Below are 12,663 nucleotides of genomic sequence, written 5' to 3'. Positions count from 1 at the left end.
GATTCCGATTACCTCAGTGCGGCGGCATCGGCTCCTCGGGCGGCCGGCCCCGGCTGCGGCGGTAGTCGGCGAACGCCACCCCGGCCAGCACCAGCAACGCCCCGGCGGAGGCGTAGACCGGCGCGAGGAACAACCCGGCCGGGGCGATCGTGAGCAGCGCCAGTATCCCGCCGGGCCGGGACGCCGACACCCGGCTGAACACCTCGTACTCGAACGCGCCCCGGCCGATCAGGAACAGCGCCGGCCCGCCGAGGATCACCGCCAGCCAGGCGGGCGGCGTGTGGCCGGTCGGTTCCAGCAGGACCAGGTCGAAGCCCGCCGCGGTGGTCACCACGCCGGCCACCATCAGCAGATGGGTGTACGGCGCGGTGTTGAGGAACCGGCTCGGCTGGGCCGCCCGGGCGATGGCGTTCGGCAGCAGCTCACCGGACTTGTGCACGTAGACGCGCCAGAGCAGCAGCGTGGTGGCGAACGCGATGGTGAAGGCGGCCAGGTTCTCCAGCTCGGAGTGGTGCAGGCTGAACACGGTGCCGGCGACCAGCACGGCGTCGCCGAGCGCGATGATGAAGAACTGCTGGTACCGCTCGGACAGGTGCTCGGCGGTCACGTTGCGCTGGGCCTCCGGCACCGCGCCCAGTCCCGGCACCGGGTACGCCAGCCGGAACCCCAGGTAGTCGATCGCCAGTGCACCCGCCCACAACCACAGCCGGGTGGTGCCGTGCGCGGCGAGCGCGCCGACCAGCCAGGGTACGGCCGACACGGCGAACCAGACGAAGATGCGGATGGCCCGGCGGCTGCTCTGCGGGTGCCGTCGTACGGCGGGCATCAGGAACAGGCCGCGTCCGAGATGGATCGCCACGTACGTGCCGGCGAACACCAGCCCTCGGGCGCCGAACGCCTCCGGGATGGCGGTGGTCATCAGCAGGGCGCCGAACATCACCGCCACGATCAGCAGCTTGATCTCGGTGCGCCGCGGGTCGTAGATGTCGGTGACCAGCGTGGTGATCGCCCACGTCCACCAGATCGCCATCAGCATGACCAGCGACTCGGCGGCCCGCTCCCAGGTGACCGACCCGACCAGGTTGCGCGAGATCAACGCCAGCGCCACCACGTAGACCAGGTCGAAGAAGAGTTCGAGCAGCGTCACCCGGCGCGGCGCCTCCGGATCGCGGACCGGCGGTCGCCGGTCGGCGGGCTCCGGCGCTGCGGTGGGCACGAGATGCTCCTGCGGGTGGCGGTACGCGCGGCGGGCCGTCCCGGCCCTTCACCGACGGTAGCGACGCCCGTCCCCGCACGGTCGGCTTTCCGGCATACCGGTCAGGCTTGGGGTGATGGGGTGGGTGGTGGTGTCACCACTTCGGGGTTCTGGTGGGCGGTGCGTCAGTTCGGGGAGGTGGCGGGGTCGGTGGGGTGATGATGTAGCCGGTCCGGTACTGGCGGGTGGGAAACGCGCCAGGCCGGTGGCGACCATCGTCACCACCGGCCTGGAACACGGGGGAGCGTCTACTCGGCGCCGGCCGGGAGCACCCGGTCGGCGTCCGCGCCGGCACCCGCCAGCACCTTTGCCTGCTGCGGCCAGGTGGCCAGACCCGGCGCGGAGCGCAGGCCGGCGGCCTTCACCGTCTGCCGCAGCGAGGCCTCGTCCAGCTCGGCGAGCTGCCGGTAGGTGCGGATCCCGGCGTCCTGCAGGGCGGTTGCCAGCTTCGGCCCGATGCCCTGGATCCGCCGGAAGTCGTCCGGCGCGTCGGTGTCCGCCGCGGCGGGTACGTCGTTTTCGACCGAGGTACGCGGGGCGGGCACGGCGACCGGCTCGGTGGCCGGCGCGTCGATGGTTGCGCCGATCGCGGGCTGCTTCTCCGCGACCGGCTCGTCCACGTCGACGGTGGCCGGAGCCGTCACCGGCTCGGCGTCGGCCACGGGCGCGGCAACCGGTTCGGTGGACACCGGCTCGGTCTCGGACGTCGCCGACATCGGCTCGGACACGACCGGCTCGGACACGACCGGCTCCGAGGCGACCGGCTCCGAGGCGACCGGCTCCGACACTACGGGCTCGGACACTACGGGCTCGGAGACGGCCGCGTCGGATACGACGGGGTCGGAGACGGCCGCGTCGGAGGCGGCGGGGGAGGACGCGGCCGGCTCGTCGTCGGAACGGGCGGCGGTGGCGACGGCCGGCTCGGCGGTCGGGGACTCGGCGGGGGCGGGCTCGGACACGGTGGCTGCGGCCGGGGGCTCGTCGACCACAGCCACCGGACGCGGCTCGTCGACGGTGGCGGTCACCGCGGGGGCGGTCTCCACCGTGGGCGTCGCCGGAGTGCCGGACCGGCGGCGGCCGACGAAGAACCAGCCGACGCCGAATCCGATGAGCAGGGCCAGGATGACGAACAGCCACTGCCCGAAGCTCGACGGCATGGCCAACCTCCTTCTATGTACGTGCACGACGGTGGCGAAAGACTCGGGGCAGCTTCGCACACGCGCGCGGCGCACGACAGGCAGCCCGGGGTCGGGCCGCAGCGGTGGGACCGGCGGTGTCGGCCGGTGCCCGGAGGATGACCGAGCGTGTGCCGGAAGGCGGGTCGAACGGCTCGGAGAACGGGGAGACGCCCCGGAACCTGGGTGCCGTGCGTGGTTCCGGGGCGTCCCGTCCGTCGCCCGTGGCCGGTCAGTGGATCCGGTCGGGCGCAGGGGTGTCGGCACAGTCCCAGCTGTAGAAGCAGCCGGCTACGGCGTCGCGGGGCGAGTGCCAGGTCGGCAGGTACGGGGAGGTGTGCGCGGACAGCCGCTTGTTCACCTGTTCGTAGAGCGGGTTGTCGCGCAGTTCCGCGGTCAGGCCGGGGGCGACGTCGACGGTCTCCATCAGATGGACGCACAGGTCGTGCAGGTAGTACAGCGACCGGTGCCGGACGCCGGTGAGGTGCGGCAGTTCGGTGGCGTCGGCCTCGGCGAAGATCTGCGCCACCCGTCCCTGTGCGCCCGGCACGATCCGGCTGACCACCAACAGTCGACTCATAGTGACCCCTCTCGCCGCCGCGGTGCTGGCTTCACCGTGCCGGTCGCGCTGTCACCTCGCCGTCACCGCGTACCCCGGGGCATTGATGGTGGTGGCGATGGTGAGGCGGGGGCGCGCGGCGCCGGCTTGGCGGTCCGGTCCGTGCGGCGCGGCGGCGGCTCCGGGCGGCTGGCCCGGCGGATCGGCGCGAGGGTGTCGTCGAGCAGCGCGGTCATCGCCGGGGACGGCTCCAGGCGCAGCTCGCGCAGCAGCAGGTCCCGGTAGACGTAGAAGGAGTGGACCGCCTCGAACGCGTTGCCCTCGGCCAGGTGGATGCGGACCACCAGGCGGTGCGGGGTCTCCCGCAGCGGTTCGGCGGCCATCGCCTCCAGCGCCGCCTCCAGCGCCTCGCCGTGCCGTCCGGCGGTGAGGTGGTTGCCGGCGAGTTCCTCCAGCATGTGCAGGCGCAGCTGGCGCAGCCGTTCGCGTTCCAGCAGCACCCAGTCGTCGTACCAGCCGGGGAGCAGGTCGTGGCGTCCGGCGCCGGCGGCGCCGCGCGGGACGGCGCCCTCGCGGACCAGCGCCGCGGTCTCCACCAGGTCGTCCACGTCGAGGCGGACGGTCGGTCCGAGGCGGACGGTGTCGCCGTCGGTGCGCAGCGGGCAGCACGGATCCTGCCGCAGCCGCCACAGCGCGGTGCGCAGCGACGACAGCGCCCGCTCTTCAGGCGTCTCGGGCCACAGCAGCCCGGCGAGGTGGCTGCGGGTCGCGGCCGGGCGCAGGCCGATCAGCGCGATGACGCGTTGCAACCCCCGGGGTACGACCACGGGCGTGCCGTCGTGCAGCAGCCGGAAGCCGCCCAGCAGATGCAGTGACACCCGTGGGGCGGGTTCGCCCGCCGTCGGCATTCTCGATCCACCCGACACGGCGCACCCCCCAGCACCGGAACCCTCGTCCCGACCGTTTCGCGTTGCCCGGACCGCCGCCCGCGACGCCGGTGTCGGAACGCCTCCGCCACGGCCGGAAGCTCCACCGTGGCCGGGCTGACCGAGACGCAGAATATCAACGCCTGTTACTCTCAGTCAACGGTCGGTCGGTCACCTGACTATCCGTAGTGGGCTCGGTAATACGCCCGTGATCTGCGAAGAAGTGTCGTCACCCGGGGGCCGGAAAGCGATCTTCCCATAGCTCGCGCACAGCTTGCGTCAACGCAGCGTCACCATGTTTGTGGCCCGATGGGGCCCGGTTGACGCCCGGTAGACGCCGTCGGCGCGACCGTGTGGCAATCCGTGCGGCGCGACCGGTTCGCCGCGCACCGGGACGTCCAGGAGGCGCGAATGGACCGTTCGCTCATCGTCGCCAAGGTGGTGCCGACGGCCGAGGACCGGGTGGCCGAGATCTTCGCCGAGTCCGACGCGACCGAGCTGCCCGGCCTGGTCGGGGTCCGGCACCGTTCGCTGTACCGGCTGCACGACCTCTACGTCCATCTGCTGGAGACGGAGACGCCCGCGCAGGGCGCGGTGGAGGACAACCGCGGGCATCCGGAGTTCATCCGGATCAGCGAGCGGCTGCGGCCGTACATCTCGCCGTACCTGCCGACCTGGCGGTCGCCGCGCGACGCGATGGCGCACTGCTTCTACCGCTACGACGCGCCGGCCCACCGGTACGACACCGCCGGGCGGCCACTGTGACCACGACCGCCCCGCGCGACGAGCAGCTCTGGTCGAGGTGCGACGGATGCGCGTCGCTGCTCTACCGCAAGCGGCTGCGCCGGAACCTGGACGTCTGCCCGGAGTGCGGCTCGCACGCGCGGCTGGACGCGCCGGACCGGGTGGCGCAGCTGGCCGACCCGGACTCGTTCGTCCCGCTGCCGGACCGGGCGGTACGCGTCGACCCGATCGAGTTCGTCGACGAGTTGCCGTACCCGCACCGGCTCGGCGCGGCCCGCGCGGCGACCGGCCTGGACGAGGCGGTGCTCTGCGGCACCGCCCGGCTGGGCGGGCACCCGGTCGCGCTGGCGGTGATGGACTTCCGCTTCCTCGGCGGCAGCCTCGGCTGCGCGGTCGGTGAGCTGATCACCCGGACCGCCGAGCGGGCGCTCGCCGACGGCATCCCGCTGGTGCTGGTGACCGCGTCGGGCGGGGCGCGGATGCAGGAGGGCGCGCTGTCGCTGATGCAGATGGCCACCGTCAGCCAGGCCCTCGCCGGGATGCGGGAGGCGGGCCTGCTCACTGTCAGCGTGGTCACCGATCCCACGTACGGCGGGGTGGCCGCCTCCTTCGCTACGAACACCGACCTGGTGCTGGCCGAGAGCGGCGCCCGGCTGGGCTTCGCCGGCCCTCGAGTGATCCGCCAGGTCACCGGCGCGAAGCTGCCGGAGGGCTTCCAGACCGCGGAATACCTGCTGCGGCACGGCCAGGTGGACATGGTGGTGCCCCGGCACGCGCTGCGGGGCCGGCTCGCGGCGCTGCTCGCCGCCGCCGAGGCGGGCCGCCGCGCCCCGGAGACCGCGCCCGCCCCGCGCCCGCCGGCCACCGCGCCCACAGCGACCACGCGGCCGGACCGCGACCCCTGGGAGACGGTACGCACGGCGCGGCACCCGGGCCGGCCGACCACACTGGACTACCTGGAGACCGCGTTCGACGGTTTCGTGGAGCTGCACGGCGACCGGCTCGGCGCGGACTGCCCGGCTGTCGTCGGCGGCATCGCCCGCCTGGACGGACGGCCGGTGATGGTGATCGGCCACCAGAAGGGGCACACCACAGCCGAGCTGGTGACCCGCAACTTCGGCATGGCCAGCCCCGCCGGTCACCGCAAGGCGCTGCGGCTGATGCGTCTCGCGGCGCGGCTGCGGCTGCCGGTGGTGACGCTCGTGGACACGCCCGGCGCGGACCCGGGGGTGAGCGCCGAGCAGCAGGGCCAGGCGGCGGCGATCGCGGAGAACATCCTCGCGCTCACCGTGCTGCCCACGCCGGTGGTGGCGGTGGTCACCGGGGAGGGCGGCAGCGGCGGCGCGCTCGCGCTCGCGGTCGCCGACCGGGTGCTCATGCTGGAACACGCCGTCTACTCGGTGATCAGCCCGGAGGGCTGCGCCGCGATCCTCTGGCCGGACAGCTCGGCCGCCCCGCAGGCGGCCCGCGCGCTGCGGCTCACCGGCGCCGACCTGTGCCGCCTCGGCGTCGTCGACGAGCTGGTGCCGGAGCCGCGCCCGGCCGCCCACGCCGACCCGGGCGGCGCGGCCGAGCTGCTGCGCCGGGCCGTGGCGGCGAACCTCGCCCCGCTGCTCACCGTCCCTCCGGCCACGCTGGTCCGCCGCCGCCGGCAGCGCTTCCGCCGCTTCGGCGCGGCCCGCGCGGCCGGACCGTCCCCGGCTGCCTCCCCGGCCGGTGGCCGGGCGGAGGTGGCGTGATGGCGGACGCCGAGGCCGAGCAGGTGCTCGACGGGCTGCGCCGGCAGGCCCGCAAGCTCGTCGCCGACCTGGCCGGGCCGGTGCGCCGGGTGCGGCTGCGCACCGGCGAGTCGGTGCTGGAGGTCGAGTGGCACGACCCGGCGGCACCGGCGCAGCGCGCCGCCGAACCGGCCGGGGCGCTGCCGGCACGGGCCGCCGAACCCGCCGCGCGTGCGGCGCCGTCGACCGACCGGCCGGTCGTTCGCTCACCGGTGGTCGGCACGTTCTACCGCGCTCCCGAACCCGGCGCGATGCCGTTCGTCGCGGTCGGCGACATGGTCCGCCCGGGCCAGGTGGTCGGCATCGTCGAGGCCATGAAGCTGATGAACGAGGTGACCGCCGGCCAGGCCGGACGGGTGGTCGAGGTGCTTGTCGACGACGGCAAGCCCGTCGAGTACGACCAGCCGCTGATCGCCCTGGAACCGGTCACCGGACAGGACTCCTGATGTTCGACAAGGTGCTGATCGCCAACCGGGGCGAGATCGCGCTGCGAGTGCTGCGCGCCTGCCGGGAACTCGGCGTGCGCACGGTGGTGGTGCACTCCAGCGCCGACGCCGACTCGCTGCCGGTACGGCTCGCCGACGAGGCGGTACGGATCGGCCCGGCGGCCAGCCGGCGCAGCTACCTCAACGCGGCGGCGATCGTGGAGGCCGCCCGGCAGACCGGCGCGCAGGCGGTCCACCCCGGCTACGGCTTCCTGTCCGAGGACGCCGACTTCGCCGAGATCTGCGCCGAGAACGGGCTGGTCTTCGTCGGCCCGCCGCCGCAGGTGATGGCCGCACTGGCGGACAAGTCGACCGCCCGCGCGCTGATGAGCGCAGCCGGGCTGCCGCTGCCGCCGGGAAGCGTCCGGACACTGCCCAGCGTCGGCGAGGCGCAGGAGGTGGCCGCCGAGGTGGGCTACCCGGTGATCGTGAAGGCCGCGGCGGGCGGTGGCGGGCGCGGCATGACAGTGGTGCGTTCGGCCGCCGAGCTGCCCCGCGCGTACGCCCGCACCCGCGCGGCCGCGCAGGTCGCGTTCGGCGACGACCGTGTGTACGTCGAGCGGTATCTCGCCGACGCGCGCCACGTCGAGGTGCAGGTGCTCTGCGACGGCCACGGCAACGGTGTGCACCTGGGCACCCGGGACTGCTCGGTGCAGCGCCGGCACCAGAAGCTGATCGAGGAGGCGCCCGCGCCCGCGCTGCGGCAGGCCACCCTGGACACCGTCGCCGAGGTGGCGCTGCGCGGCGCGCTGTCGGTCGGCTTCACCGGCGCCGGGACGGTGGAGTTCCTGGTCGACGAGGCCGAACGCTGCCACTTCCTGGAGATCAACTGCCGGATCCAGGTGGAACACCCGGTCACCGAGATGGTCACCGGCATCGACCTCGTGCAGGAACAGTTGCACGTGGCGTACGGCACGCCGCTGCGGCTGCGCCAGTCCGACGTACGGCTGGACGGCGTGGCGATCGAGTGCCGGGTCAACGTGGAGGACCCGGACCGCGACTTCGCGCCCGCACCGGGCCGGCTGGACCGGTTCCGCCCGCCGGGCGGCCCGTTCACCCGGGTCGACACCCACGGGCACGTCGGCTACCTGGTCAGCCCGCACTACGACTCGCTGCTGGCGAAGGTGGCGGTGTGGGCGCCGGACCGCGACGCCGCACTGGACCGGCTCGACCGGGCGCTGGCCGAGTTCGACGTGGCCGGTCCCGGCGTGCGTACCACCATCCCGTTCGCCCGGCGGGTGCTGCGCGACCCGGCGTTCCGCGCCGCCCGGCACACCACCGCCCTGGTGGAACGCCTGCTCGCCCCGCCCGCCGACGACGCGGCCGGGGCGCCCCCGGCGCGGGCCGTCGTGCCCGACCCGCGCGCTGCGGCCGAGCCGGGCAGCCGTACCCCCGTCAGCGCCGTGCCCGCCGCCGGCCCGACCACCTGGAGGAACCGATGACCGTCGCCCCCGACCGCCCGCTCGCCCGTGAGATCACCGACATCCTGGTCACGCACTGCGGCCTGGACCCGGACGCCGCCGCCGGCGCGCCCGCCGCGAGCCTGGAGGAGCTGGGCATGGACTCGCTGGCGCTGCTCGAACTGTCAGCGGTGGTGGCCGACAGGTGGCGGGTGAAGATCCCCGAACAGGCCGGGCAGCTCAGCATCGCCGGCGTCGCCGACCTGGTGGCCCGCAAGGCGGACCCGCCCGGGCACACCGAGAACGCCGTGGAGATCGCCGCGCCGCTGCCGCTGGTCTGGGAGATCACCAACGACGTGGCCCGGTGGCCGGACCTGTTCACCGAGTACGCGACCGCGGAGATCCTGCACCGCGACGGCGCCACCGTGCGCTTCCGGCTCACCATGCACCCGGACTCCAACGGCGTGGCGTGGAGCTGGGTCAGCGAACGCACCGCCGACCCGGCCACCCGCGAGGTGCACGCCCGGCGCGTCGAGACCGGCCCGTTCGAGTACATGCGCATCCACTGGCGCTACGACGAGACGCCCGGCGGCACCCGGATGACCTGGACGCAGGACTTCGCGATGAAGCCCGACGCGCCCATCGACAACGCCGGCATGACCGACCGGATCAACACCAACAGCACGATCCAGCTCGCCGTGATCAAGGAGAAGATCGAGCGGGCGCACGCGGGAGGCGCGCGATGACCGACACCACCACCGCCCGGGTCTCCGTCCACGACGTACCCGCCGACCGCCGCCGGGGCGGGGAACTGCGGGTGCTGCTCGGCCCGAAGACGGTCGGCAGCACCTCCGGATTCATGGGCGTCGCCACGCTCGCGCCGGGGGAGCGGATCGCCGAGCACTACCACCCGTACAGCGAGGAGTTCCTCTACGTCGCCCGCGGCGCGATCACCGTCGACCTGGACGACACGCCGGTGCCGGTCGCCGCCGGGGAGGCGCTCTACGTGCCGAAGGACGTGCGGCACCGGCTGCGCAACACCGGCGACGAGCCCGCCGAGGTGGTGTTCCACCTCGGACCGCTCGCCCCCCGCCCGGAACTCGGCCACGTCGACACCGAGAGCGCCGCACCGCCGCCACGGGAGCCGTCGTGACCGGCCGCCGTACCGTGGTCACCGGCATCGGCGTCGTCGCACCCGGCGGAGCCACCCGGGACCGCTTCTGGAAGACGATCACCGAGGGACGTACCGCGACCCGACGGATCAGCTTCTTCGACCCGTCGCCGTTCCGGTCGCAGATCGCCGCCGAGTGCGACTTCGACCCGGACGCCGCCGGGATCACGCTCGCCGAACGGCAGCGCGCCGACCGGTACGTGCAGTTCGCGCTCGCCTGCTCCGCCGAGGCGCTCGCGGACAGCGGCCTCGCCCTCAGCGACGCGCAACGGGAACGCGCCGGTGTGGTGCTCGGCACCGCCGTCGGCGGGACCATGGCGCTGGAGCAGGAGTACGTGCGGGTCAGCGACTCCGGCCGGCACTGGCTGGTCGACCACGCGCTCGGCGGGCCGTACCTCTACCAGGCGCTGGTGCCCAGCAGCCTGGCCGCCGACGTGGCCTGCCGGCACGGCCTGCACGGCCCGGCGCAGGTGATCTCCACCGGTTGTACCTCCGGCATCGACGCCATCGGGTATGCCCACCAGCTCGTCGCCGACGGCGAGGCCGACGTGGTGCTGGCCGGCGCGGCCGACTCGCCGATCTCCCCGGTCACCGTCGCCTCGTTCGACGCGATCGGCGCGACCAGTCCGGACAACGACGACCCGGAGCACGCCTCCCGGCCGTTCGACGCCGACCGGCACGGGTTCGTCCTCGCCGAGGGCGCCGCGGTGCTGGTGCTGGAGGAGGCCGAGCACGCCCGCCGCCGGGGCGCGCACGTCTACTGCGAGGTCGCCGGGTACGCCAGCCGCAGCAACGGCTTCCACATGACCGGGCTGCGCCCGGACGGCGCGGAGATGGCGGTGGCTATCAGCGACGCGCTGCGGCAGGCCCGGCTGGCCCCGACGGCCGTGTCGTACGTCAGCGCGCACGGCTCCGGCACCCGGCAGAACGACAGGCACGAGACTGCGGCGTTCAAGCGGGCGCTGGGGGAGACGGCGTACCGGGTGCCGATCAGCTCGATCAAGTCGATGGTCGGCCACTCGCTCGGCGCCATCGGCTCGATCGAGATGGCTGCCTGCGCGCTCGCCATCGAGTACGGCGTGGTGCCGCCCACCGCGAACTGGACCACCCGCGACCCGGAGTGCGACCTGGACTACGTGCCGAACGAGGCCCGGGAGGTGCCGGTGGACGTGGCGTTGTCGGTGGGCAGCGGGTTCGGCGGCTTCCAGTCGGCGATGGTGTTCCGCCGGCTGGCGGCGGTGCCGACATGACCGCGCGTGCGGTGGTGACCGGCATCGGCGTGGTCGCGCCCAGCGGCGTCGGCGCCGAGGCGCACTGGAACACCGTGCTCGCGGGCACCCGGCGCACCGGGCCGATCACGCTGTTCGACCCGGAGCGGTACCCGACCCGGGTGGCCGGGGAGGTGGCCGGCTTCGACCCGGCCGGGTTCAGCGACACCCGGCAGCGGGTGCAGACGGACAGGTGGACGCACCTCGGCTTCGCCGCCACCAAGCTGGCGCTCGCCGACGCCGGGCTGCCCGAGGTGTCGCCCGACCCGTACAAGTGGGCGGTCACGCTCGCCAGCTCGTCGGGCGGCAACCTGTTCGGGCAGCGGGAGCTGCAACGGCTCTGGGGCGGGCCGAGCCGCACCGTCGGGGCGTACCAGTCGATCGCCTGGTTCTACGCGGCGAGCGTGGGGCAGCTGTCGATCCGCCACCAGTTCAAGGGGCCGTCCGGGGTGACCGTGTCCGAGTCCGCCGGCGGGCTGGACAGCCTGGCGCACGCGGTGCGCACCATCCGCCGGGGCACACCCGTGGTGATCGCCGGGGCGACCGAGTGCCCGCTGAGCCCGTACGCGCTGGCCTGCCAGCTCCGTTCCGGCCTGCTCAGCGACGTGTCCGACCCGGAGCGGGCGTACCGGCCCTTCGACGTCGCGGCGAGCGGGTACGTGCCGGCCGAGGGCGGTGCGGTCTTCGTGGTGGAGGAACTGGGCCACGCGCTGTCCCGGGGTGCCCGCGTCTACGGGGAGGTCACCGGCTGGGCCGCCACCCACGACGCCGCGCCCACCGACCCGGCGGTCGGCCCGGACCCGGCCCACTACGCCCGCGCGCTGCGGCTGGCGCTGGAGCGCGCCGGGGTACGGCCGCACGACGTGGACGTGATCTGGCCGGACGCGCTCGGCGTGCCCGCGTACGACCGGGCCGAGGCGGCGGCACTGCACACCGTGTTCGGCGACCGGACCCCGCCGGTGACCACGCAGAAGCCGCTGACCGGCCGGGCGCACCAGGGCGGGTCCGCGCTGGACGCGGCCACCGCGCTGCTGGCGTTCCGCCACGGGATGCTGCCCGCCTCGGCCGGCCCGGACGAGCCGGCGCCTGGCTGCGAGCTGACGTTCCTGCGGCGGCCCCGCCCGCCGCGCAGCCGGATCGCGCTGGTCGGGGCGCGCGGCTTCGACGGGTTCAACAGCGCGCTGGTGCTGCGCGGCGCCGCGCCCCCACCGGCCGGCGAACGCTGACCGTCACGACGGCCGGGCCAGGTACGCGGTCTTCGCGTCGCCGGAGAACCCACAGGCCAGATAGAAGGCGTGGGTCGCGGGCGAGCGCGACCCGGTCATGAGCATCGCCTTGTAGCAGCCCGCGTCCCAGGCGGCCCGCAGCGTGCCGGCCATGATCTGCCTGCCCAGGCCGGTGCCGCGCCGCGACTCGTCGACCACCACGTTCTCGACGACCGCGTACGGCGACGCCGACCGGCTCAGGTTGGGGATCACGTTGAGGTACGTGGTGGCGACGACCGTGCCGTCCAGGTCGAGCACGAACAGGTGCAGCCCTTCGGTGGACAGGATCCGCGAGAAGGCCCGTTCGTCGGAGCCGTCGCTCAGGTGCGGGTCGTCCGGGTTCAGCTGCCGGTAGAGGCGGATGAGCTGCGGGAAGTCGTCGGGCCGGGCGGTACGGAACATACCGGGAGCGTAGTCGCCGGCCGTCCGCGCAGGAGCCCGCGCGCACAGCATCCGGCGGCCGGCGGACTACCTTGCCGGCGTGGCCTCGATCCTGCCTGTCCGATCGAGCCTGAGCAATCCACCCAGCCGCTGTTTTGGATCTAGCCATTTGCATCTGGCGATGCAGAAGAGGGCCGTCGTAGGGTTCCGCCATACCCCGAACGACGTACCCGCTGGGCGGATCCGCCCAGTTCCT

General features: G+C 74.1%; 13 protein-coding genes. 8 read left to right on the top strand and 5 right to left on the bottom strand.

The features are described 5' to 3' along the window. Positions 1–13 precede the first annotated feature (13 nt). The 4 genes from O7611_RS15620 to O7611_RS15605 form a co-directional block, all read right to left on the bottom strand. The gene (locus O7611_RS15620) at positions 14–1,216 is read right to left on the bottom strand and encodes a low temperature requirement protein A (protein ID WP_194799239.1); all 1,203 of its coding nucleotides are present in this window, start codon (positions 1,214–1,216) and stop codon (positions 14–16) included. A 287-nt stretch (positions 1,217–1,503) separates the two neighbouring features. Further along, the gene (locus O7611_RS15615) at positions 1,504–2,412 is read right to left on the bottom strand and encodes a helix-hairpin-helix domain-containing protein (protein WP_269697115.1); all 909 of its coding nucleotides are present in this window, start codon (positions 2,410–2,412) and stop codon (positions 1,504–1,506) included. 250 nt (positions 2,413–2,662) lie between these two features. Further along, positions 2,663–3,010 (bottom strand): TcmI family type II polyketide cyclase, encoded by a 348-nt coding sequence (locus O7611_RS15610; RefSeq protein ID WP_269697114.1) that lies wholly within the window; start codon positions 3,008–3,010, stop codon positions 2,663–2,665. 62 nt (positions 3,011–3,072) lie between these two features. After that, positions 3,073–3,915 (bottom strand): AfsR/SARP family transcriptional regulator, encoded by an 843-nt coding sequence (locus O7611_RS15605; protein WP_269697113.1) that lies wholly within the window; start codon positions 3,913–3,915, stop codon positions 3,073–3,075. A 411-nt stretch (positions 3,916–4,326) separates the two neighbouring features. Here O7611_RS15605 and O7611_RS15600 point away from each other — a divergent pair, with 411 nt between their 5' ends. From O7611_RS15600 to O7611_RS15565, 8 genes are read left to right on the top strand one after another with little or no spacing between them, the layout of a single operon-like run. Continuing rightward, positions 4,327–4,680, top strand: a complete 354-nt coding sequence (locus O7611_RS15600) for a TcmI family type II polyketide cyclase (protein WP_194799242.1) — start codon at positions 4,327–4,329, stop codon at positions 4,678–4,680. Then, positions 4,677–6,398 (top strand): acetyl-CoA carboxylase carboxyltransferase subunit alpha, encoded by a 1,722-nt coding sequence (locus O7611_RS15595; RefSeq protein WP_194799243.1) that lies wholly within the window; start codon positions 4,677–4,679, stop codon positions 6,396–6,398. The genes O7611_RS15600 and O7611_RS15595 overlap by 4 nt, the downstream gene beginning before the upstream one ends. Further along, positions 6,398–6,883: an acetyl-CoA carboxylase biotin carboxyl carrier protein gene (gene accB, locus O7611_RS15590; protein ID WP_194799244.1), complete on the top strand. Its 486-nt coding sequence runs from the start codon at positions 6,398–6,400 to the stop codon at positions 6,881–6,883. Before O7611_RS15595 ends, accB begins: the two co-directional genes overlap by 1 nt. Then, on the top strand, positions 6,883–8,364 hold the full coding sequence (locus O7611_RS15585; RefSeq protein WP_194799245.1) for an acetyl-CoA carboxylase biotin carboxylase subunit: 1,482 nt from the start codon (positions 6,883–6,885) through the stop codon (positions 8,362–8,364). Before accB ends, O7611_RS15585 begins: the two co-directional genes overlap by 1 nt. Beyond that, positions 8,361–9,068, top strand: coding sequence for an SRPBCC family protein (locus O7611_RS15580; RefSeq protein ID WP_269697112.1), 708 nt, complete (start codon positions 8,361–8,363; stop codon positions 9,066–9,068). Before O7611_RS15585 ends, O7611_RS15580 begins: the two co-directional genes overlap by 4 nt. After that, entirely contained in the window at positions 9,065–9,475 is a 411-nt protein-coding gene (locus O7611_RS15575) for a cupin domain-containing protein (RefSeq protein WP_013286648.1), read from the top strand. The genes O7611_RS15580 and O7611_RS15575 overlap by 4 nt, the downstream gene beginning before the upstream one ends. Then, positions 9,472–10,743, top strand: a complete 1,272-nt coding sequence (locus O7611_RS15570) for a beta-ketoacyl-[acyl-carrier-protein] synthase family protein (RefSeq protein WP_194799247.1) — start codon at positions 9,472–9,474, stop codon at positions 10,741–10,743. The genes O7611_RS15575 and O7611_RS15570 overlap by 4 nt, the downstream gene beginning before the upstream one ends. After that, entirely contained in the window at positions 10,740–11,987 is a 1,248-nt protein-coding gene (locus O7611_RS15565) for a beta-ketoacyl synthase N-terminal-like domain-containing protein (protein ID WP_194799248.1), read from the top strand. The genes O7611_RS15570 and O7611_RS15565 overlap by 4 nt, the downstream gene beginning before the upstream one ends. Before the next feature lie 3 nt (positions 11,988–11,990). On the opposite strand, the gene O7611_RS15560 is transcribed toward O7611_RS15565, so the two are convergent. Further along, entirely contained in the window at positions 11,991–12,479 is a 489-nt protein-coding gene (locus O7611_RS15560) for a GNAT family N-acetyltransferase (protein ID WP_228531452.1), read from the bottom strand. Positions 12,480–12,663 lie beyond the last annotated feature (184 nt).

It is taken from the genome of Micromonospora sp. WMMC273, from assembly GCF_027460285.1.
GTDB lineage: Bacteria > Actinomycetota > Actinomycetes > Mycobacteriales > Micromonosporaceae > Micromonospora > Micromonospora aurantiaca.
Note: the sequence above shows the minus strand (reverse complement) of the source record. Positions and strands in the feature narration are given on the sequence as shown.